General features: G+C 46.8%; 26 protein-coding genes. 19 read left to right on the plus strand and 7 right to left on the minus strand.

Translation table 11 applies throughout. The features are described from left to right. On the plus strand, nt 1–1,098 hold the full coding sequence (locus BV910_RS05410) for a competence protein CoiA (protein ID WP_078146607.1): 1,098 nt from the start codon (nt 1–3) through the stop codon (nt 1,096–1,098). Next, nucleotides 1,079–2,881, plus strand: a complete 1,803-nt coding sequence (pepF, locus tag BV910_RS05415; protein WP_078146608.1) for an oligoendopeptidase F — start codon at nt 1,079–1,081, stop codon at nt 2,879–2,881. The genes BV910_RS05410 and pepF overlap by 20 nt, the downstream gene beginning before the upstream one ends. Nucleotides 2,882–3,085: 204 nt before the next feature. On the opposite strand, the gene BV910_RS05420 is transcribed toward pepF, so the two are convergent. Together BV910_RS05420 and BV910_RS05425 are read right to left on the minus strand one after the other, a co-directional pair. Further along, nucleotides 3,086–3,859: a DsbA family protein gene (locus tag BV910_RS05420; protein WP_078146609.1), complete on the minus strand. Its 774-nt coding sequence runs from the start codon at nt 3,857–3,859 to the stop codon at nt 3,086–3,088. Nucleotides 3,860–3,945: 86 nt separating this feature from the next. Next, complete coding sequence (locus BV910_RS05425; protein WP_205728288.1) at nt 3,946–4,527, minus strand: CYTH domain-containing protein; 582 nt, start codon at nt 4,525–4,527, stop codon at nt 3,946–3,948. A 109-nt stretch (nt 4,528–4,636) separates the two neighbouring features. Between BV910_RS05425 and yjbM the strand changes: the two genes are divergently transcribed. The 3 genes from yjbM to BV910_RS05440 are packed head-to-tail and all read left to right on the plus strand — an operon-like array spanning nt 4,637 to nt 6,958. Then, nucleotides 4,637–5,281, plus strand: coding sequence for a GTP diphosphokinase (gene yjbM / locus BV910_RS05430; protein WP_015881226.1), 645 nt, complete (start codon nt 4,637–4,639; stop codon nt 5,279–5,281). 12 nt (nt 5,282–5,293) lie between these two features. Beyond that, nucleotides 5,294–6,091 carry an NAD kinase gene (locus BV910_RS05435; RefSeq protein WP_047795471.1) on the plus strand — a complete coding sequence of 266 codons (798 nt, stop codon included), beginning with the start codon at nt 5,294–5,296 and terminating at the stop codon, nt 6,089–6,091. 3 nt (nt 6,092–6,094) lie between these two features. Continuing rightward, a complete protein-coding gene (locus BV910_RS05440; RefSeq protein WP_078146610.1) occupies nt 6,095–6,958 on the plus strand; it encodes an RluA family pseudouridine synthase in 864 nt (287 codons plus the stop codon). 35 nt (nt 6,959–6,993) lie between these two features. On the opposite strand, the gene BV910_RS05445 is transcribed toward BV910_RS05440, so the two are convergent. Continuing rightward, complete coding sequence (locus BV910_RS05445) at nt 6,994–8,160, minus strand: FtsW/RodA/SpoVE family cell cycle protein (protein WP_078146611.1); 1,167 nt, start codon at nt 8,158–8,160, stop codon at nt 6,994–6,996. 149 nt (nt 8,161–8,309) lie between these two features. On the opposite strand from BV910_RS05445, the gene fabI reads away from it, so the two are divergent. Together fabI and BV910_RS05455 are read left to right on the plus strand one after the other, a co-directional pair. Continuing rightward, nucleotides 8,310–9,083, plus strand: a complete 774-nt coding sequence (gene fabI / locus BV910_RS05450; protein WP_015881230.1) for an enoyl-ACP reductase FabI — start codon at nt 8,310–8,312, stop codon at nt 9,081–9,083. Nucleotides 9,084–9,166: 83 nt separating this feature from the next. Further along, nucleotides 9,167–9,355, plus strand: coding sequence for a hypothetical protein (locus BV910_RS05455; protein WP_015881231.1), 189 nt, complete (start codon nt 9,167–9,169; stop codon nt 9,353–9,355). Nucleotides 9,356–9,357: 2 nt separating this feature from the next. On the opposite strand, the gene BV910_RS05460 is transcribed toward BV910_RS05455, so the two are convergent. Further along, on the minus strand, nt 9,358–9,867 hold the full coding sequence (locus BV910_RS05460) for a YjcG family protein (RefSeq protein ID WP_074035055.1): 510 nt from the start codon (nt 9,865–9,867) through the stop codon (nt 9,358–9,360). Nucleotides 9,868–10,042: 175 nt separating this feature from the next. Between BV910_RS05460 and BV910_RS05465 the strand changes: the two genes are divergently transcribed. Genes BV910_RS05465 through BV910_RS05480 form a run of 4 tightly spaced genes read left to right on the plus strand, consistent with a single transcriptional unit; the run spans nt 10,043 to nt 11,913 of the window. Then, nucleotides 10,043–10,588, plus strand: coding sequence for a phosphatidylglycerophosphatase A family protein (locus BV910_RS05465; protein ID WP_015881233.1), 546 nt, complete (start codon nt 10,043–10,045; stop codon nt 10,586–10,588). Beyond that, nucleotides 10,588–11,175, plus strand: coding sequence for a phosphatase PAP2 family protein (locus BV910_RS05470; RefSeq protein ID WP_078146612.1), 588 nt, complete (start codon nt 10,588–10,590; stop codon nt 11,173–11,175). The genes BV910_RS05465 and BV910_RS05470 overlap by 1 nt, the downstream gene beginning before the upstream one ends. After that, a complete protein-coding gene (locus BV910_RS05475) occupies nt 11,172–11,708 on the plus strand; it encodes a hypothetical protein (RefSeq protein WP_078146613.1) in 537 nt (178 codons plus the stop codon). The genes BV910_RS05470 and BV910_RS05475 overlap by 4 nt, the downstream gene beginning before the upstream one ends. Further along, nucleotides 11,701–11,913 carry a hypothetical protein gene (locus tag BV910_RS05480; RefSeq protein ID WP_078146614.1) on the plus strand — a complete coding sequence of 71 codons (213 nt, stop codon included), beginning with the start codon at nt 11,701–11,703 and terminating at the stop codon, nt 11,911–11,913. The genes BV910_RS05475 and BV910_RS05480 overlap by 8 nt, the downstream gene beginning before the upstream one ends. Before the next feature lie 60 nt (nt 11,914–11,973). On the opposite strand, the gene BV910_RS05485 is transcribed toward BV910_RS05480, so the two are convergent. Then, a complete protein-coding gene (locus BV910_RS05485) occupies nt 11,974–12,261 on the minus strand; it encodes a hypothetical protein (RefSeq protein WP_074037396.1) in 288 nt (95 codons plus the stop codon). Between the two features lie 272 nt (nt 12,262–12,533). Next, nucleotides 12,534–13,265: a hypothetical protein gene (locus BV910_RS05490; RefSeq protein WP_078146615.1), complete on the minus strand. Its 732-nt coding sequence runs from the start codon at nt 13,263–13,265 to the stop codon at nt 12,534–12,536. A 149-nt stretch (nt 13,266–13,414) separates the two neighbouring features. On the opposite strand from BV910_RS05490, the gene BV910_RS05495 reads away from it, so the two are divergent. From BV910_RS05495 to nadE, 8 genes are all read left to right on the plus strand, one after another. Next, nucleotides 13,415–13,990, plus strand: a complete 576-nt coding sequence (locus BV910_RS05495) for a GNAT family N-acetyltransferase (RefSeq protein WP_015881239.1) — start codon at nt 13,415–13,417, stop codon at nt 13,988–13,990. Continuing rightward, nucleotides 13,987–14,706, plus strand: coding sequence for an alpha/beta fold hydrolase (locus tag BV910_RS05500; protein WP_168169838.1), 720 nt, complete (start codon nt 13,987–13,989; stop codon nt 14,704–14,706). Before BV910_RS05495 ends, BV910_RS05500 begins: the two co-directional genes overlap by 4 nt. Continuing rightward, nucleotides 14,693–15,253: an NADPH-dependent FMN reductase gene (locus tag BV910_RS05505; RefSeq protein WP_078146617.1), complete on the plus strand. Its 561-nt coding sequence runs from the start codon at nt 14,693–14,695 to the stop codon at nt 15,251–15,253. Before BV910_RS05500 ends, BV910_RS05505 begins: the two co-directional genes overlap by 14 nt. A 68-nt stretch (nt 15,254–15,321) precedes the next feature. After that, on the plus strand, nt 15,322–15,561 hold the full coding sequence (locus tag BV910_RS05510) for a hypothetical protein (RefSeq protein WP_078146618.1): 240 nt from the start codon (nt 15,322–15,324) through the stop codon (nt 15,559–15,561). Between the two features lie 83 nt (nt 15,562–15,644). Continuing rightward, entirely contained in the window at nt 15,645–16,736 is a 1,092-nt protein-coding gene (locus BV910_RS05515) for a virulence factor (protein WP_078147913.1), read from the plus strand. A 245-nt stretch (nt 16,737–16,981) separates the two neighbouring features. Further along, a complete protein-coding gene (locus BV910_RS05520) occupies nt 16,982–17,176 on the plus strand; it encodes a hypothetical protein (protein WP_078146619.1) in 195 nt (64 codons plus the stop codon). Between the two features lie 98 nt (nt 17,177–17,274). Then, a complete protein-coding gene (locus tag BV910_RS05525; RefSeq protein WP_078146620.1) occupies nt 17,275–18,072 on the plus strand; it encodes a BsuPI-related putative proteinase inhibitor in 798 nt (265 codons plus the stop codon). A gap of 110 nt (nt 18,073–18,182) precedes the next feature. After that, nucleotides 18,183–18,998, plus strand: a complete 816-nt coding sequence (gene nadE / locus BV910_RS05530) for an ammonia-dependent NAD(+) synthetase (protein WP_078146621.1) — start codon at nt 18,183–18,185, stop codon at nt 18,996–18,998. Between the two features lie 42 nt (nt 18,999–19,040). Here the strand turns inward: nadE and BV910_RS05535 are convergent, their stop codons facing one another. After that, nucleotides 19,041–19,427: a disulfide bond formation protein B gene (locus BV910_RS05535; protein WP_078146622.1), complete on the minus strand. Its 387-nt coding sequence runs from the start codon at nt 19,425–19,427 to the stop codon at nt 19,041–19,043. Nucleotides 19,428–19,515 lie beyond the last annotated feature (88 nt).

Below are 19,515 nucleotides of genomic sequence, written 5' to 3' on the forward strand. Positions count from 1 at the left end.
ATGCGGTTTGCAATCGATCGGGAAGGGGATATCGTTGATTCCTTTACATTAAATCGGATGCAAGCAGAGCAACTTGCTCCTTTTCGATGCCCGACTTGTCAAGAAATGTTGATTGTGAAGCAAGGTGTGAAGCGACGGCTACATTTTGCGCATATCCACACCTGTGGGAGGGCTGAATCGGTCACGCACCATCAGGATAAATGGGCGGTGTGCCAGTGGCTTCAAGAGAAAGGGTATCCAGTCGAGCAAGAAGTGACGATTAAGAATCGTCGGGCTGACATCCTCACGAACATGGACGGGCAGCACACCGTGTTCGAAATTCAGGCATCTCCCTTGCGACCGGAAGAATACGCCGAGCGAACGATTGATTATCGACGAGCGGGGCTTGATGTCATTTGGATTGCGAGCGGTCTCGATTTGAGAAGCAATCAATCGTTTCAACCATGGATGCGTCTAGAAATGTTTCAGAGACATCGGTTGTTGACGGTGAGAAATGGGAGATTGTTACGCTTCAATGGATTTCCGATTTCGATTAAGTACGGAATCGGAAGCTGGGAAATCTCATCATCCGTGAACACGTCACCGTACGAAGCTTACTACCGGTTCGATGCTTTTGAATGGACAGAGATGATTCGTCGTAAACGGATGTCGCCTCTTTACCCATCTCCGTTAAATCGACGGCTCATATTGAATCGGCTCTATCCACTTGGTCTGTTACCCGCATTATTACCGACCGCCTGTTACCTTCCGCTATCATCGCTTTGGGGAATTCGTGTGCATCCGATTGATTTTCAAACCGTTCTTTATTTGAATCGCTACGAGTCACCTCACGATTCCGTGGAATGGAGTATTCAAAAAACGTGTCGACAATTTGGGGTGACACCGACAAGCGACTTTTCCCAGTCATTTCATGTACAATGGAAACAACTCTTGAATGCGAGTCGTCTATCCTGTGATGTCAGGTCATGGCCGCATCCGAAGCATTACGAGGAGGCCAGACATCACGATACACGTTTGTTTCAAGGACTTCAGCGATTGATCTTACAATCGACTAAATCATCGAAAAGGAAGTGGACGTATGTCAGAGGTATTGACTAGACAACAAGTTCCAGTGGAAGAAACGTGGAACTTAGAGACCATCTACAGCAATGACGAGGCTTGGGAATCGGATTTTCAAGCGTTAAAAGAGAAAGTACCGGAATTGATTGGATTTAAAGGACGCCTTGGGGAGTCGGCGGAGACGTTATACGAAGCGTTGCAACTTCGGGACGATCTCTCACGTCAGTTACATAAGCTATATACGTATGCGCATATGCGCTATGACGAAGATACGGCGAATAGCCATTATCAAGCATTGAATGATCGTGCCGGCTCACTTGCTTCTCAAGTTTCAGCGCAACTCGCATTTATGACACCTGAGTTGCTTTCGATTGATGAGAATCAGATTGAAGCCTTCATGGAGCAGAATGAGTCACTTCGCGTTTATCGTCATGCATTCGATGAGTTGGCACTTGAGCGTCCGCACGTATTGACAGAGGCAGAAGAAGCCATTTTGGCACAAGCGGGAGATGTGCTCGGTCAATCGAGCTCGACGTTCGGTATGCTCAACAACGCGGACTTGAAATTCCCGAAAGTGAAAAATGAAAAAGGGGAAGAAGTCGAGTTGACGCACGGTCGATATATCACGTTCCTTGAATCGGCTGACCGAAGCGTCCGCGAAGGGGCATTTAAAGCGATGTACGGGACGTACGCGCAATATTTGAATACGTTCGCCTCGACATTGTCAGGAAGTGTGAAGAAAGATAACTTCTATGCGACTGTGCGTAAATTTGAAAGTGCAAGACAGTCCGCACTCCACCATAATGCGATTCCAGAGTCTGTATACGACGGCCTCGTAGAAGCAGTGAACGAACGACTCGACTTGTTACATCGTTATGTCGCGTTACGTAAGCGAGCGCTCGGCTTAGATGAGTTGCATATGTATGACCTCTACACACCGCTCGTCAAAGATGTCGAGATGAAAGTGTCATATGAGGAAGCGAAACAATGGATGGTAGATGGTTTGGCACCACTCGGAGAAGAGTACGTCCAAATTGTCAAAGACGGTCTCGAGTCGCGTTGGGTCGATGTGCGAGAGACGCGTGGTAAGCGTAGCGGTGCTTACTCCTCGGGAGCGTACGATACGCAACCGTTCATCCTCATGAACTGGCAAGATAACGTCAATAACTTGTTCACGCTCGCACACGAGTTCGGACACTCTGTGCATAGTCATTACACACGCACATCGCAACCATATCCGTATGGCGATTACTCAATCTTCGTTGCAGAAGTGGCGTCGACGACGAACGAAGCTTTGTTAAACGACCATTTGTTGAAAACGAGAACAGCGAAAGAGGAGCGTCTCTACTTGCTGAACAATCAGCTTGAAACGTTCCGTGGAACATTGTTCCGTCAAACGATGTTCGCTGAATTCGAACACATGATTCATCAAGCTGCTCAAGAAGGCGTATCGCTCACTCCGGAGTACTTAAATGAAACGTACCTCGAGTTGAACAAACGCTATTTCGGAGACGAGATTGTCATCGATGAAGAGATTTCATATGAGTGGGCGCGCATCCCACACTTCTATTACAACTACTACGTCTATCAATATGCGACAGGGATTTCGGCATCTGCTGCACTGTCACAACAGATCATGGAAGAAGGGGAGCCAGCCGTACGTCGTTACATCGATAACTTCTTGAAGGCGGGTTCTAGTGACTATCCGATTGAGGTGCTGAAGGCGGCTGGTGTCGATATGACGACGAAGGAGCCGGTATTGAAGGCGCTCGATCAGTTCGAGGCAGTTCTTGATGAAATGGAATCATTATTGTTCTCGTGAACAATATGTGACAATATGCACAAAGAGGTTGTCAGGTGATTCTGTACTAGGTATATTATAAGTGTGAAATCAATCACAAACCCCTTTATTGACCGTAAACTTTCTCCCATCTTGTAGGCCTTCCCCGGGCCTCAAGGTTCGATGTCTCTTGTCCCCGCTTGAGACGTCAAAAACCCCATGGCTCCCCGGCCATGGGGTTCTTTTTTATTTCGTTTGAGCCCACGCTTCACCGCTACATCCTGGCACAGGACGGCAACGCTGTTGCAGGGAGAGCTTCTTCAATTCGCGTTCAATCACTGTCTTCTCCATGTCTAGAATGTACGATAGCTCTGTGATGGTCGAAGCATCATAGCGTGCCAACACTTTGGCTACATCCCAATCGGTCGAACGGCTCGGTGCATAACCTAACAATTCAGTCATGACCGATTGATAGACATCGTACGGATACACCCCTTCAATCTTCAATGCTTCATCGCGCGTCACGAATGTGAGTGCGGGCAATGACTCAATCTCCCAATCTTTCAACACTTGATGGTCGACAGCTAATGCATTCAAGAGCTGGTTCGATTGAAGATCGGCTTCAAGTTCACTTAAATCAAGGCCATACTCTTCGAAAGAACGTGCGATTTCCCATAAATCGATTGAACCAAGTTGTTCACCAGAGAATAGATCATTCACATGCAAATGACGCAAAAAGCGCATCGCATGACGTTTCCCTTGCAATTCCAGCGCTTTGATCATGGTGAGAAGGCGAACTTCTTCCTGACATCCGCCAACACAGCTAGGAACGGTAGAGACCATTCGAAAACGAATCACATGTCCGTATTCAATCTCTAACTTTTTGATCAGTGTCATCACATGAAAGTTCTCAGGACTTGAGATGTCCATGAAATAGAATAACTCCAATGGCTTATACGTTACTTGAATAGGAGTTTCTTCCAGTGAACAGGATGACCCATTACATTGTTCAAGTTCCATTTGTGTCGCCTCCTCTCGTCAAAAAACTCATTTAACTTTGTAAACTCATTGTAGCAACGAAAAAAAAAGGTTGGCAATGTATCTGCTCAACCTTCCAACCGACTCATTTTCAATTCCATGAATCGGACGATTTTATTTTTGGCGGGACGATAGGGGAGACCGTGTTTTGCAAGAAGTCCTTCGAACGCACGTTTTCCCTCTTCTTCATTCGTCACTTCAAATTCTATTTCATAGTCGCTCGTCTCCAAATAATGGCTTTCGTCCAAAACGAGTAGACCGTCTTCTATCTGTAACTCTGCCCGATTCGTCTCGAGTCGACCCAGATGTTCGAGCGGTGCATTCAGCTGGAACGGGGCCAGTGCCTGCTTCATTTGCTCGTCATGAATGATACCGTACTTAAACAGATCTTCAGCCTCATCTTCTGTAATAGTGGCATGTGTCTCAAGCAATCCGACCTCGTTTGGTTGCTTCAACGTCAGCACTTGACCTTGTTTCTTCTCGCGAATCCGAAGTGCCGCCCCGTACGCTTTTAGCTGAAAGGAAGGGGTATCGAAATAGTCATTCGCTTGCCAACGAACCTGGTCATCAAGCTGATAGGCACGTAGGAGTGTCTCATATTCGTCTTTCGTCAACATTGATTTAAATTCAATTTCCACTTCTTGGGTCATGAATCATCGCTCCATTCTATGAACAATTGTTCGTTTATGATACCATACAAACGGATACATACGGAAAGGACGCGTTTTTTCCGGAAAAGAACGAAAGTGGTGACAGCGTATGCAATCAGTGAACTGGGATCAGTTTTTAGTGCCGTATCAAATTGCGGTAGACGAGTTGAAAGTCAAATTGAAAGCCGTTCGTAAGCAGTTCAAATCCCAAAATGACCATTCTCCGATTGAATTTGTCACAGGTCGAGTGAAGCCGGTCGGGAGCATTCTTGAGAAAGCGAAACGAAAGAATATCGCTGACCATGAATTGGCGACGGATATGCAAGATATAGCGGGATTACGAATCATGTGCCAATTTGTCGATGATATCGTTCACGTCTTGGATTTGCTACATCGTCGAACAGATTTTAAAATAGTGGAAGAACGGAATTATATTACCCATCAGAAAGATTCGGGTTATCGATCGTATCATGTCATCATCGAGTACCCGGTCCAAACGATTCACGGTGAAATCCCGACGCTCGTGGAAGTGCAAATCCGCACGCTTGCGATGAATTTCTGGGCCACAATCGAGCATTCATTGAATTATAAATATGATGGCGACATGCCTCTTGAAGTGCAGGAACGATTGAGACGCGCAGCCGAGGCGGCCTTTTTACTCGATGCCGAGATGAGCCAACTCCGCGTTGAAATTCAGGACGCCCAACAAGTGTTTCGGGATAAAGAGATGAACGTGAAAACGGATGAAGACTAGGGGGGAACCGATATGCAGTTTGCGATTGTATCGAGGGGAGATACGCGATCAGCGGAAATCGCCCAGGAACTGACTGAAAAACTTCAAGCCGCCGGGCATACATTATCGGAACAGCCCCGAATCGTAGTATCGGTCGGAGGGGACGGGACGATGTTACAGGCGTTTCATAAATACATCGACCGACTCGATGAAACGCTCCTTGTCGGGATTCACACCGGGCACCTCGGCTTTTATGCTGATTGGCAGCCGGATGAGTTGGATGAACTGACGGAGATGATTACGAGCGAATCGTTCGAGCCGGTCTCGTATCCGCTCGTTGAAGTGCTCATTGACTATGAGAACGGGGAGACCGATCGTCGACTAGCGATGAATGATTGCACGATTAAGAACTACAAGCGAACGCTCGTCTGTGATTTATCGATTCGAGACGATTACTTTGAAACGTTCCGTGGAGACGGATTATGTATTTCGACACCATCGGGTTCGACCGCCTACAACAAGGCACTCGGTGGAGCGATCGTTCACCCATCGATTGAAGCCATTCAAGTGACCGAGATGGCTTCGATCAACAACTTAGTGTATCGAACGATCGGCGCACCGCTTCTTTTACCAAAACACCATCAAGTGAAAATCAAGCCGCACACGAAAACCGAATTTGAATTGGCGTTTGACCATCAGGAAGCGTTGTCCTGGTCGGATGTCGTCTCGATTCGATGCGCGGTCGCAAAAGAAAAAGTGACGTTCGCTCGCTTCCGGCCCTTCCCATTCTGGCGCCGAGTTCGCGAATCGTTCATCGAGGAAGGAAAGTAACGAATGCAAGGGTTTACGATTCGTCGCGTTGTGGAGAAAGCCATCCCACTTCGCGACTTTTTAATGCAAGATATGGGCATTTCTCGAAAGATGCTCACGCTCGTGAAGCATGAAGGCGATATTGAAGTGAATGGTATGCACCGCACCGTAAGGCATGAACTCGAACCAGGAGATGAAGTGATCGTGCGATTCCCGCCCGAATCCCCATCACTCGACATGGTCGCTTCGGAAAGACCGATTCGAATTCTGTATGAAGACGATACGCTATTGGCGGTCGATAAACCGGCAGGGATTGCCACGATCCCATCACGACTACATCCGACCGATACACTTGCGAACGCTGTACTTAGCTATTATCAACGCATCGGTTTGTCATCTGCGATTCATGTGATCAATCGACTCGATCGCGATACGAGCGGTGTCGTCTTATTTGCAAAGTATGGATTTATCCATCATCGATTTAGTGAACTTCAGAAAGCGAATGGATTGATGCGTACGTATAAGGCATTGGTCGAAAAAGAAGTGACGCCACAAACGATTGATGTACCGATTGGGCGTGCCGAGAACTCGATTATGGAGCGAGTCGTGACAACTGAGGGACAACGCGCAATCACGCACATCCTCGCATGTCAGCCGTTTGGGAGCGGCTCGTTATTGACGATTCGACTCGAGACGGGACGGACCCATCAGATTCGCGTGCATTTGCGCCATATCGGTCATCCGCTCATTGGGGACTCCATGTATGGGGGGACAGCTCGTATGCCCCGTCACGCCCTTCACAGCGCGTCTGCGCGATTCATTCACCCGATGACAGGAGATACGATTCAGATTGAGGCGCCGATTCCGGAAGATTTTCGAACTATATAAAGAAATCCCTCAAGGTTAGACCTTGAGGGATTTTGTCAATCATCATCAAACATATAGGTTTTTGATTTAGAGGCCACGTTCATGACGAGACCGATGGCGATCATGTTCATGATGATCCCTGTCCCCCCGTAACTGACGAACGGAAGGGTGAGTCCGGTGATTGGCAAGACACCGATCGTCATACCGATGTTTTGGAACACCTGGAACGTGAACATGGCGATGACGCCGGTGACGATATAACTTCCGAACGCGCTACTAGACTCTAATGCAATGTGAATCATCCGATAGAGGAATAGGAAGAAGACGATGATCACGAGAGCTGCGCCGATGAACCCATAGTGTTCTGCGATAACGGCAAATATGAAGTCCGTTTGAGATTCCGGTAAATAGACGAGTCCTTGACCGTATCCCGCCCCGAACATCTGTCCAGAACCAATCGCCTGTAGTGATTTGATCAATTGGAATGCCAAGTCATCTGAATATTCGTATGGATATATCCAGGCCTGGAAGCGGTTGAGCGCGTGTCCAGGTACGAACGCTTGCAAGACTTCGAAATGGGCAAAGAACAGATACATGAACGTGCCGATGGTCAAAGCCGCGGCGCTGAAGAGACCGAGAAGCCACTTCCAACCGATTCCCGAGACGATGATGATGGCGCCGAGCATCGTCATCAAGACGAGCCCGGTCCCTAAGTCCGGTTGTGTCACAATCAGACCGAGTGGCGGGATGGCCACTAATACCAATTTCACGAGGAGCCACATATCGAGTTGTGACGAGCCATAACGTTTATTGTGCTCATAGACGATAGTCGACATGGAAATCAATAAAAAGAGCTTCATGAATTCGGCCGGCTGGAAACTGAAGCCAGGCACGTTATACCATCCATATGCCCCATTGATGTTCGGCACGAGCGACGTGTCACGAAGCGGAATCAGACCGACGAGCAGAAGTAGGCCGAATGCGTATAAGTACCAATGGATTTTCCGGAGTTGCTCATATTCGATCGTCATGATCGCGAACATCGCAAAAAAGCCGATGACATAACGAATGCCTTGTTCAAGAGCGAAGTTGATATGTTGAAGTCGCGTTGGCAACATCGGTTGAGCGGTATAGATTGCACCGAGACTGATGATCATCAATAGGAAGACGATGGTCAACAGTGTCGTATCTAAACTTTTAAAATATGATTGTATACGGTTCATAATGGAGTCGAATCACCCTTTCTATACGTATTTTATCTTACCGCAACTTAAAAAAATCGCAATACGTAACGAGTCGGTTGACAAAACAGAAACCTTTCTGTAATCTGAGAACAGATATTATCACCAGGTACTAAAAAGGGGAGTTTATGATGTCAATTTTTCCAACATTAACGAATAAAACGTACGTCGTCATGGGGATTGCCAACAAGCGCTCGATTGCATGGGCCATTGCCAAAACGCTTGATGAGGCAGGGGCGAAGCTCGTGTTAACGTATGCGGCAGAACGATTCAAATCGGGTCTCGAGTCACTCGCAAGTGAGTTGAAGCAAGAAGCGATCCTACTTGAGTGTGATGTGACGAATGACGAAGCGATTGATTCAACATTCCGTTCGATTCACGAACAAGCGGGCGAGATTCAAGGAATCGCGCATTCGATCGCATTTGCTGACAAAGAAGCATTGCGCGGTGAGTTCTCAGAAATGACACGTGGTCAGTTCGCACAGGCGTTAGACATCTCAGCATATAGTTTGACGGCAGTTGTGAAAGCGGCGAAGCCTTACTTCGCACAAGACGCCTCGGTGATCACACTCACGTACCTCGGCGGCGAGCGTGTCGTTCCGAACTACAACTTGATGGGTGTCGCTAAAGCGGCCCTTGATTCGAGCGTCAAGTATTTGGCGAACGAATACGGTCCCCACGGTGTGCGTGTCAACGCCATTTCAGCTGGTCCGATTCGTACATTGTCAGCCAAAGGGGTCGGCGATTTCAACAGTATCCTTTCTGAACTTGAACAGAAGGCGCCGTTACGTCGAAACGTTTCGGCAGAAGAAGTGGCTTCGACAGGTCTCTTCCTCCTCTCGGGAATGGGAAGCGGCGTGACCGGCGAAGTTATTCACGTAGATAGCGGATACCATATTTTATAAGTTTGGGGAATGGCGCAGTGATGCGCCATTTTTGTATTACCTCGTGAATAAATAGGGTAAGGACCTATGAAGGAGGTCAGATCATGGGTCCTTATCAGATTGATTTTACTGTCGTGCAATACGTCAACCGACAAGTCCAGCCATCAGGTCGAGCGAGCATCGAACCGGTGACACGAATCAAGCGTGTCCAACGAATCCGACCTCGACGTGAAGAATGGCTTGAAGAAGAGCAAGAAAAAAACCCCGGTCGCTATGTCGACCGGAGCATATAAGGTTAGCCTCGGAAACGGAACGTCTCATAGACGTTCCATGTTTCATTTTCGAGTTCATACATGACGGCCATCCGAGTGATCGTCTCTTCGAAATGAACCTGCTCCATACGCATACGTTCGAGGACGTCGAACAGCTCTGCATCGGTCAAATCTTGACCAATCGTGATGTGCGGCAAGAATTCATATTTCGGTGCTTGGCTGAGCACGTCTTCGTGAAGTCGCTGTTGCAGAGCAGACAGTTCACGTGTCGGCAACACTTTTAAATACAAGACATTGTTCGTTGGTGCGAAAGACCGAACGCCATCGACTTTTAACTGAATCGGTTTAGTCGAATCCGCAACTTGTTGCAAGTACTCGAGTACTTTCGGTAAGTCTTCTTCTGACACCTCTGTCCGTTCTTTAATGGTCACGTGAGGTGAAATCAACGCGTATTTTGTGTCATAGCGTTTTCGATAAGAGTTCGCAAAATCTTGCACTTGTTTAGACGGAAATAAGACTACCCCAATCTTCATTCCTCTTCCCCCTTTGATCGTTTAACCTACATGTTAATGATGACCGATTTAATGTGGGAAGTCAAAGCAGGGTTCGTCTTTTTTCAATTTTTCAGTATAATGGTTATATCATATAGAGAGACGATGACTCTCTGAACGAAGGGATGTGAAGCGGGATTTCGATCCTGCGCCTATTATGAAACACGTACCACACTCACGTGACGTCCGAGAAGCGGCTCGTGCTCGTTTGCTCGAACGCGGGGTCACGATTGAATCGATTGCTGAAATCGTATACCAGATGCAGGCACCTTACTCGCCGCATCTTTCTTTAAAAGATTGTATGGATTCTGTCGAGGCGGTTCTTGACAAACGTGAACTACAACATGCGATTCTTGTTGGTTCAGAGCTCGACATGTTGGCTGAAAAAGGCCAATTATCTGAACCGCTTCTGTCGATTATCGCCTCAGACGAAGGTTTATTTGGAGTGGACGAGACGATTGCGATCGGTGCCGTCAACACATATGGTTCGATTGCCGTTACGACTTTCGGATACTTAGACAAGGCAAAAATCGGTATCATCAAACAACTCGACACGAAGATGGATGATGGGCAAGTGCATACGTTCATGGACGATCTCGTCGGTGCCATCGCTGCCAACGCTTCAGGACGATTAGCGCACCGATTGCGAGATATGGTCGATTTCGGAGAAGAAGAGATGCGTGAAAGAAAAGGGTTGTATTGATGAAGTGGACACCGCAAATGGTGGTCATCACCGGGACGGTCGCTTATGTGATCGTGTCGGTGTTTGTCGTTTTAGGGGCGGTCGATCCAATGAACACATTCGTATATGAATGGTTACAACCGTTACCGGATCGAGTGTTTGCCTACGTGACAGAACTCGGGAGTGCACAGGTCATTGTGGGGCTCTCCATATTAGGGTTGTTGTTTTGGTATTGGCGCGGGGACCGTATCGAAGCGTGGCGACTAGCGCTCGTCGGAATCGGGACACTTCTGTTTACCCAGGTGCTAAAGCTCGTCTACGGAATCGATCGACCGCTCATTGATGCATCCCTCGATGCAACGACATACAGTTTTCCGAGTGGACACGCCTCAGGGTCGCTGGCCCTATATGGATTGACAGCTTATGTACTGTATCGAAAGAAACAGTCGAAAGTCGTCATCTTCATTCTCTTGTGCCTCGTCCTCGCGGTTTCGCTCAGCCGTGTCATCTTGAACGTTCATTACTTCAGTGACGTGCTCGGCGGTTGGCTCGTTGCGTTGACGATGATTGCATTGTCTGAATGGATCATAAGGAGGAAAACGATTTGATCGTCGTGGTAGATGTAGAAAAATGGTTATTCGTTCAAAAAAAAGAAGCGGATGAAGCATCAGTTCCCACAATTTTAGTGGAAAAAGATCGAGATGGGGCGACGTGGTTCACCTCGATGAAAATTTTGTTTCAGTTAAAGAAATGGACGAGCCGACGTCGTTTTGTTCCCCTTTTACTGTGTGATGAGCAGACCTATCGCGCATATGAAGTATTTCATGTCGATGCTGTGCCATCATTGGCTCTCCTCGACGGGGGACGGACGTTACTAGTGGACAATAAACGAGATGAGTCGTTTGATGTTGTGCTACGGGAAAGTGGATTGGATACAGAAAAATCGATTTTATTGTTTGCACTTCAATATATTGAACAGATGACGAATGAACCTGTCGCTTTTGCCGGAGATGAGTCGATTGATGCGACGCGGGTCGTCCCGGCAACATTGTTAGACAAGACGGATCGCTTAGAATCCGGACGACGCCTGTTCGAATGGATGCATGATGAAGACTTACGTAAGGAGAATCAACATGACTGATTGGGAAACGACATTTCAGCAATTGTTGGACGGACAAGTGGATGAAGTGAACGTACCACGCGAAGACTTTTTATCCGTTCGAACCATTTTGATTGAGAAAGGCTGGCTCTTTCAAGTAGTAGGAGAGGCCAAGCATGGTGGCGTGACGATTTATCGCAGAAACCCGGTCACTGCGAATTCATCATTGGAAGAAACGAAGGAATGAAATGACTTCAGTCAAAACAACAAGGTCTGCCTCCCACATGGAGAGCAGACCTTGTTTTGTTTAAGCGTTTGAAGCGAGTTTGATTTTTTGTCGTTTCATCTTGTGTAGTAACCAAGCATAGAGGACTTCACAAGAATTGTGAGGAAGGATCAGCTCCACCAAAGGGTGAGCGTGACCAAATATAGTGAAGCGCGAATGGTCTTCGTCGAGCAGAGAGACTTGAATATCCGTCGCATCCTGTAGTGAAATGCGTTGTTCCCCTGCGTGAGCATCTTTAAGTTTCAGCATTTTTCCATTCGTCGCAAACTTGGTGAACGATGAGACTCCTTGTACTTTCAGTTGTTCCATTTCGTGTATCTATCCATCGCGTGATGAATAGATTTTCACCTCGCTTTCTCTATATTGCCTTCCATTCCTCCAGAAGGTTATTCCTAGTATAACGCCTCGTTCGAAAAAGAAAAGTGTTAATTTAACAAAAAATTAAGACAATTTGTTATCAATTTTTAAGAATAGCGTTCAACCCTGTCCAGTATAGGCATAAGGTTGAAACAATCGGTCTGAAAATAACAAAAAAGAACCTCATTTCCAGAGGTTCACAACTATTCATTACATGTATGACCTTATAATCGTTCAATCTGCCATGTACGACGACGGTACAACAATTGCCCTTTTAAGGCGATGGATTCTTTCTTCGCATCGAAGTCTTCTTCAAGAACAGACATGTCTTCATAACGGCCCGCTACATAGAATGAGATGACGATTTGTCGATTGAACAAACTGCGTTTCGTATGATCGAAATCGATGATCAGACCTTGAGGTGCCAAATCGAGTAATTCATCGATGACGGGAAGTGGAATCGGAACAAAACTGATGTTACGAATGTCACGATCGAGTTTACTTTGCAACATGTTTTGGACGAAATGATTGATTGTCGACCAATCGCGAATATAAAGACTGCTATGTCGATCGTTTGCTTCATTGAAGAACACAATCTCATTATCGAGCGAATCCAAGAACGGCTTCTTGATTCCGCGTTCCATATGACTTAAAAACAAGATTTCTGCAATTTCATGATCGGACAGAGTTTCGAGCGTATTGTAGTCCGGAAAATCGATCGCCGTAAACGTTGTTTGGTTATTCAAATACTTAGACGAGAACGAAGATAGTTCGTGCGCTTCAATATAACGGAAACGCGACCTCGAGGATTGTCTCATCCCTTTGATGTCCGTTCGACAAATAATCATCGGTCTCGTCACGGAAAGCGCTTCTGTTACATCCGCCAACGTCACACCATGCAGTGTGAAGCGTTGGACGTCCCGGTCTTGCTTCAAATAAAAGAGTTGTTTTGACATATGGTATCCCCTCAGTTTGACATACTACGATTATAGTAGCAAAAACACGTGTTTTCTGCCATCTTGAGACGGTACGAGAGGGTTGAGTTCGATACATTTGGGAAAATAGAAGTATAATTGAGGAAACGAATAGGAAAGGCGGGTTCCACATGTGGGGATTAAAACGGAGTTTTCCTGAGCTCGCTACGCCCCGGTTTATCCTGCGAGAGCTAGAACCGCGTGATGCTAGAGCACTATATACCATTCTATCCACTGAGGAAGTGATGCGATATTATGGGTCGGACCCGTTGCTTGCCGTCTATGAGGCGAAGAACGTGATCGCTTACTTTAAGGATCAATTTCAGCAAGGGAAGGCCATTCGTTGGGCGATATGCGATCGGATGACGAACGAATTGGTCGGAACGATTGGATTTCATAATTGGACGCCCCAATATTATCGCGCCGAAATCGGGTTTGAGGTTTCCCCTCATTATTGGAGACAAGGGGTGGCTTTCGAAGCTGCTTCAGCTGTCATCCAATATGGTTTTGAAGAATTCAAGTTTCATCGAATCTCTGCGTTGGTCGCACCAGGGAATGAAGGGTCGAATCGACTCGTTCAAAAATTGGGATTTATTGAAGAAGGACTTCTACAAGATTATGCATATAGCCATGGCCGATTCATGGATTTGACGATGTATCGGCTACTCAAAACAGAATGGGAAGAAAAGGAGCACTCGATGATATGAAAGCACTCGTATTGCTACATGGGCTGTGCGGTTCTCCAAAGTACTTTGAACAGTTGGAACCGTTATTGAATGCCGAAGTTCACGCGCTCACATTACCTGGTCATGCCGGGACGGACGTGGGGCCAGAAACGATGGATCAATTTGCGGACTGGGTCATCGGAGAAATTCGTCTTCGGGGTCTTGACCGTCCGCTCGTATGTGGGCATTCTTTCGGAGGCTATGTGACGACTAACCTCGTGCGTCGCTATGGAACAGAAATATCGGGATTTGGATTAATTCACTCCACGGCGGCCGCTGATACAGAAGCGGCGCGGGAAAAGCGAAATGGTGCCATCCATCAAGTCATCGAAGAAGGAATCGAGCCGTTTATTGACGGAATGATTCCAAATGTCTTCTCAAGCGATTCCGACCCGGCGCTCATCCAACAAGCGATCGCAATCGGATATGAAATGACGGTCGAGGGAATCGTGAACGCGCAACAGGCAATCCGCGATCGTGAAGACGAAGTGGACACCGTCGAAACGACTGACCTCCCCGGCCTATTCATTTACGGCTCAAAAGACCCGAATATGAATGAGGAGCGGGCGTTTTTAGGTGCGTCACGACATACGAAAGCAATCGTTCCGTTCAGTCATATGGGGATGATGGAAGCCCCTGAAGAAGAAGCGAAAATCGTGAACGAATGGATGCGGGAGGTAGAACATGGAAACGTATAAATTAATCGCTATGTCAGGAAGTCTTCGCAAGAAATCTTTCAATACTGCTCTTTTGCATTCGATCATTGAACTGGCTCAAGAGGATTTCGACATTGAGGTCGTCTCCATCGAACTTCCACTGTTCAATGACGATTTGATTGATCCGGATGAACCGAAAGTTGTGGCCGCATTGAAGCAAGCTGTTCGGGAAGCTGATGGGTTATTGATTGTCACTCCAGAATATAACCATAGCATCCCGGGCGTCCTGAAGAATGCAATCGACTGGCTTTCGCTCGAGCCAGGAACGCCACTCCGGGATAAACCGGTCATGATCGCCGGGGCCTCGCCGGGCATACTTGGAACCGCCAGATGCCAAATCCATCTCCGACAAGTATTTGCCACAAATCGTGCAAATGTTTTACCGGGAAATGAAATTTTCATCACGCATTGTAAAGAAAAGATTGATGATAGAGGGTTACATGATGAGAATTCGATTAATCAAATCAAAAAAACATTATTGGAATATCGTAAATGGATTGAATTTTGGAAGCGTAACGCAAAAAATTAACTTGAAGTCGCTCATGTTGTTTGATAGAAAGGAATTGTGAAAACAAACACAAGAGGAGCGACACCAAAATGGAAACTTACATCGAACTGTACAATGGCGGCGAATTGGGTGATCGGGCGGTAATGAACGATGGGATGACATTTGGACGGATGACGATTATTGAATTGTTCTATCAATCCAATCATATTTTTGGTTACGTGAAAGAAGATGGTGAAAAACGTTTCTTCCTTGAACCGATTTCAGAGGACGACACGTTTACTGTGGATGGGACGACGTATTCACTCCAACAGTTTATCGCGTTGTTTTAAGTAAATAGATGGTTGATCGAACGCAAGCGACTCGCTTGCGTTTTTTTGTCATTTTCGTCACGATGAAGAGTGAGGTGATGAGGATGAAACTAGTAGCAATCGAACCGACACCAAGTCCGAATAACTTGAAAATCATTGTGGACCCTCCGTTTGAAGGGAGAGGCACAACGTACGACAAAGCGAGTACGGATGCCCCAGCCATCATTCAAGAAATCATCGGGCTTCGAGGCGTCAAATCCGTTTACGCCGTGTCTGATTTTCTCGCTGTCGAGCGACATCCGAAACATGATTGGCATGACGTCATGAATGAGATCCGACGGGCGTTCGGGGAACAAGTTGAGGAAGTCGAATCCACAAAGATGGATACGGACTATGAACCGGTCCATGTATCCGTTCAATTCGTGCTCGATGTACCGATGCAATTAAAACTCGTCAAAGGGGACGAGGAAAAACGAATCGGATTGTCGAAACGATTCGTCGATGCAGCGATGGAAGTTCAAGCACAAGTGAAGAATGTCATTCAAGACCGTCGTTGGGTAGAACAAGCCCCACGTTATGGTGAATTGGATGAAGTCAGTGTCGTCGCACAAGAAGAATTGGAAGCGGCGTATCCTGAAGAGCGCATCGAGCGGATCGTGGCCCGAGCGTTTGGTCGAGAAGCGGATTTTGAGGCGAACGCGAACCATCTGCAGTCGGATAATTGGAAAGATCGGATGGCATTCTTGGATGAACTCGAAATCCAGCATGAAAACATGCCTTATTTCCGTCGTGCCTTGGAAGATTCCGTGATGGCGATCCGTCGACAGGCGGTCGTCATGATCGGGATGTTTGAAGAGCGACGTGAGGAATATGTCACATATATCGAACAAGCCTTAGTGGACGCTTCTCCTATTGTGCGGCGGACGGCTGGGGATACGGTCTCCGACTGGGCATTACCTCAGTCCCAACCTTCCATGATTGAGGCGTTAAAGGATAAAAACAAACTCGTACGTTGGCGAGCGGCTCGTTTCTTATTCGATTGTGGAGATGAGCGGGCTGTATCTGCCTTGTCGATTGCGGAGGAAGACCGCGAGTTCGAGGTCTCTTTACAAGCGCGACTTGCGAAAGAGCGGATCACGAGCGGCGAGACAGCACTCGGGACAGTATGGCAACAAATTTCGAACCGGTCGAAATGAGATTTCGTTCGACATGTATTGAATCAAATTGATTTACAATTTAAGGTAAAGAGGAGCGTCTGTAGTACGGATTGCTCCTTTTTTTCATGAAATCATATGCACATTTCCCCAATTGACTAACATTTGATGTAAACGTTTCGACAATAGGTAAAATGTCATTGTTGTGCTGTCGAACGATAGGACATATATCTTGGTTTCAGATTGGTACACTAGGTTTATCACAGATGAACAAAGGAGCCATACTTATGATATTGTTTGCAGAAACGCCTGAACTTGTAGCTTATAAGGAAGTAGTAGGAGAAACGATGGTCGTCACGTTTGAGTCGATGCACAGTGAGACGTTCTCTATCACGGCTCAAGTCCGGTCTGATCTCGATATCGCAGATTCATTGTTCATGACCGGTTGGCAACAATACATGGAACAAGCTAAAGTTTCGTAAAAAAGGTAAATAATATAAGGAAAATCATTACAAACGTCTGCACATTGTATACACTAGTGCTATAGACGTTTTTTATTTTGTTGAGGAGAGTGGGATTCATGAAGAAAACTTGGTTGCTCGCCGTAGTGACGGCAATCTTATTAGTCGTAGCGGGATGTGGGAAAGAAGAGGCGAAACCGAGTCAAGTAAACAGTGATTCGTCTGAACCACCGGCTCCATTGACGCTCGACACGGAAATGGCATACGATGCTTCGGCAAAAACGTTATCAGCTACGATTTCGATGACAAACCCAAATGAGGAAGCAGTCGATGTAACGTTTAATTCGTCGCAACGTTTTCAGTTAGTTGTCAAAAAAGGGGATCAAACCGTATTTGATTACGGAAGTGATTATATGTTCACAGAATCTGTAATTGAGGAAAAATGGGAAGCGAATGATAAAAAAGTATTCGACGAAGTCTTTCCATTGACATTAGAACCAGGCGAATATTCGGTCGAAGTGATTGGGCTCGGTCAAGTTGACGGAGCACCTGAAATTGCTGTGACAGATGAGACGACGTTCACCGTTGAATCTACTGCAACAGAAACTCCGGATGAAGGTACGTCAGAAACACCGGAAGAAACGCCTGCTACAGAGCCGCAGTCGGACGGCGCGTTCCGTGATGTACAAATTGACTTGAATGACACGATGATTCAAGTGAGCGGGTATACGGATGAGGTCGAGTTTGAGTGGTCTGTATCAGACGGACATAATGTTTACGCTCAAGGTGCAGCCGAAGTGACCGGCGGTGGTTTCTCGTTTGGGGTATTGCTCGATGAAGCACCGGCGAAAGATCAACCATTGTTCTTAGAGATGACACCAATCGGTGGAGAGGTCACATCATTTAAAGTTCAATAAAACCATGGCGGAAACTGTTGTTTCCGTCTTTCTTTTTGAGACGCTAGTTGACGGGGTATAAGGATTATCAGACAATAAAGCAAAATGAGAGCATAGTGGGAGGGTAATCCATGCAACAACAGATCATTGAATCAACACATGTCAAACCGACCATCAACCCGAAAGAAGAAATTCGTCAACGTATCGACTTCTTGAAAGCATATGTGAAACGGGCTGGTGCGAAAGGACTCGTCCTAGGGATCTCAGGCGGGCAAGACTCGAGCCTTGCCGGAAAGCTATGTCAACTCGCCATGGAAGAGCTTCGAGAAGAAACGAGTGACGAGTATACATTTTATGCAATTAGATTGCCGTATGGTGAGCAACACGATGAGCATGACGCACAACTTGCGCTTGAGTTCATTCGTCCGGACAAATCGTTCACTGTCAACATCAAGCCTGCTGTTGACGCATCGGTTGAAGCGTTTCACCGTGCAACGGGCCTCGAATTGAGTGACTTCCATAAAGGGAACACGAAGGCACGTGAGCGGATGAAGGCACAATACGACATTGCGGCAACATTCGGTGCCCTTGTGGTCGGAACAGACCATGCTGCGGAATATGTGACAGGATTTTATACAAAACACGGTGACGGAGCTTGTGACCTCACACCGTTGACCGGTTTGAACAAACGTCAAGGAAAAGCACTTCTCCATGAACTTGGAGCGCATGAGCGTGTGATTTATAAGGTGCCGACGGCCGACCTTGAAGATGGTCGCCCTGGACTTCCTGACGAAGTCGCACTCGGTATGACGTATGATCAGCTGGACGACTATTTGGAAGGAAAGACAATCGACCCGACAATCGCCGAGCGAATCGAGACAATTTTCAAACGTTCACGCCACAAGCATCACATGCCTGCCTCGTTGTACGACGAATGGTGGCAATAAAAAAAGGAGGAGCTGTCTCGAGACAGCTTCTCCTTTGTTGTTTCACGCTTTTTTAAGTGGGACGAACTGAATGATCAGGATGCAGGTGAAGGCGATGAAACTGAGGAGTGGGATGGTGACGAATCCAAAATAGTTGACCCAACGAATCAGGCAGTCGTTCGTACAGAAGGCTTCGCCGTTCGGGATCCGTTCTAAAATGACATGATACAGACTGATACACCATCCGGCACCGGCCATAATCCCTACGAACAAGCGGTTGACGTCTCGTGCAGTCAACATGATAGTCAAGTAGTAGATGGCTAGTGGATACATAAAGATGCGTTGGAACCAACACAGCTTACAAGGTAAAAAGAGCATGACCTCTGAAAAATAAAGGCTGCCGAGCGTCGCGACGGTCGCGACGATAAAGGCGAAATGATGACGTTGCATCAGATTTCCTCCTAACAATCAAATTGATGATTAAACATGATATGATACATTGAAACAAATACTTATTCAGTATACAATCTTTCAAACG

The sequence above is a fragment of the Exiguobacterium sp. HVEsp1 genome, from assembly GCF_002009685.1.
Classification (GTDB): Bacteria; Bacillota; Bacilli; order Exiguobacteriales; family Exiguobacteriaceae; genus Exiguobacterium; species Exiguobacterium profundum.

What these genes read in the sequence shown, in the direction of transcription:
- BV910_RS05410 (WP_078146607.1), top strand. Translation starts at nt 1, where the DNA reads ATGCGGTTTGCAATCGATCGGGAAGGGGATATCGTTGATTCCTTTACA.
- BV910_RS05525 (WP_078146620.1), top strand. Translation starts at nt 17,275, where the DNA reads ATGAAGAAAACTTGGTTGCTCGCCGTAGTGACGGCAATCTTATTAGTC.
- BV910_RS05420 (WP_078146609.1), bottom strand. Translation starts at nt 3,859, where the DNA reads ATGGAACTTGAACAATGTAATGGGTCATCCTGTTCACTGGAAGAAACT.
- BV910_RS05435 (WP_047795471.1), top strand. Translation starts at nt 5,294, where the DNA reads ATGCAGTTTGCGATTGTATCGAGGGGAGATACGCGATCAGCGGAAATC.
- BV910_RS05520 (WP_078146619.1), top strand. Translation starts at nt 16,982, where the DNA reads ATGATATTGTTTGCAGAAACGCCTGAACTTGTAGCTTATAAGGAAGTA.
- BV910_RS05480 (WP_078146614.1), top strand. Translation starts at nt 11,701, where the DNA reads ATGACTGATTGGGAAACGACATTTCAGCAATTGTTGGACGGACAAGTG.
- BV910_RS05490 (WP_078146615.1), bottom strand. Translation starts at nt 13,265, where the DNA reads ATGTCAAAACAACTCTTTTATTTGAAGCAAGACCGGGACGTCCAACGC.
- BV910_RS05440 (WP_078146610.1), top strand. Translation starts at nt 6,095, where the DNA reads ATGCAAGGGTTTACGATTCGTCGCGTTGTGGAGAAAGCCATCCCACTT.
- nadE (WP_078146621.1), top strand. Translation starts at nt 18,183, where the DNA reads ATGCAACAACAGATCATTGAATCAACACATGTCAAACCGACCATCAAC.
- BV910_RS05455 (WP_015881231.1), top strand. Translation starts at nt 9,167, where the DNA reads ATGGGTCCTTATCAGATTGATTTTACTGTCGTGCAATACGTCAACCGA.
- BV910_RS05495 (WP_015881239.1), top strand. Translation starts at nt 13,415, where the DNA reads ATGTGGGGATTAAAACGGAGTTTTCCTGAGCTCGCTACGCCCCGGTTT.
- BV910_RS05510 (WP_078146618.1), top strand. Translation starts at nt 15,322, where the DNA reads ATGGAAACTTACATCGAACTGTACAATGGCGGCGAATTGGGTGATCGG.
- BV910_RS05485 (WP_074037396.1), bottom strand. Translation starts at nt 12,261, where the DNA reads ATGGAACAACTGAAAGTACAAGGAGTCTCATCGTTCACCAAGTTTGCG.
- BV910_RS05445 (WP_078146611.1), bottom strand. Translation starts at nt 8,160, where the DNA reads ATGAACCGTATACAATCATATTTTAAAAGTTTAGATACGACACTGTTG.
- BV910_RS05460 (WP_074035055.1), bottom strand. Translation starts at nt 9,867, where the DNA reads ATGAAGATTGGGGTAGTCTTATTTCCGTCTAAACAAGTGCAAGATTTT.
- BV910_RS05465 (WP_015881233.1), top strand. Translation starts at nt 10,043, where the DNA reads ATGAAACACGTACCACACTCACGTGACGTCCGAGAAGCGGCTCGTGCT.
- BV910_RS05500 (WP_168169838.1), top strand. Translation starts at nt 13,987, where the DNA reads ATGAAAGCACTCGTATTGCTACATGGGCTGTGCGGTTCTCCAAAGTAC.
- BV910_RS05505 (WP_078146617.1), top strand. Translation starts at nt 14,693, where the DNA reads ATGGAAACGTATAAATTAATCGCTATGTCAGGAAGTCTTCGCAAGAAA.
- BV910_RS05515 (WP_078147913.1), top strand. Translation starts at nt 15,645, where the DNA reads ATGAAACTAGTAGCAATCGAACCGACACCAAGTCCGAATAACTTGAAA.
- pepF (WP_078146608.1), top strand. Translation starts at nt 1,079, where the DNA reads ATGTCAGAGGTATTGACTAGACAACAAGTTCCAGTGGAAGAAACGTGG.
- BV910_RS05425 (WP_205728288.1), bottom strand. Translation starts at nt 4,527, where the DNA reads ATGACCCAAGAAGTGGAAATTGAATTTAAATCAATGTTGACGAAAGAC.
- BV910_RS05470 (WP_078146612.1), top strand. Translation starts at nt 10,588, where the DNA reads ATGAAGTGGACACCGCAAATGGTGGTCATCACCGGGACGGTCGCTTAT.
- fabI (WP_015881230.1), top strand. Translation starts at nt 8,310, where the DNA reads ATGTCAATTTTTCCAACATTAACGAATAAAACGTACGTCGTCATGGGG.
- yjbM (WP_015881226.1), top strand. Translation starts at nt 4,637, where the DNA reads ATGCAATCAGTGAACTGGGATCAGTTTTTAGTGCCGTATCAAATTGCG.
- BV910_RS05535 (WP_078146622.1), bottom strand. Translation starts at nt 19,427, where the DNA reads ATGCAACGTCATCATTTCGCCTTTATCGTCGCGACCGTCGCGACGCTC.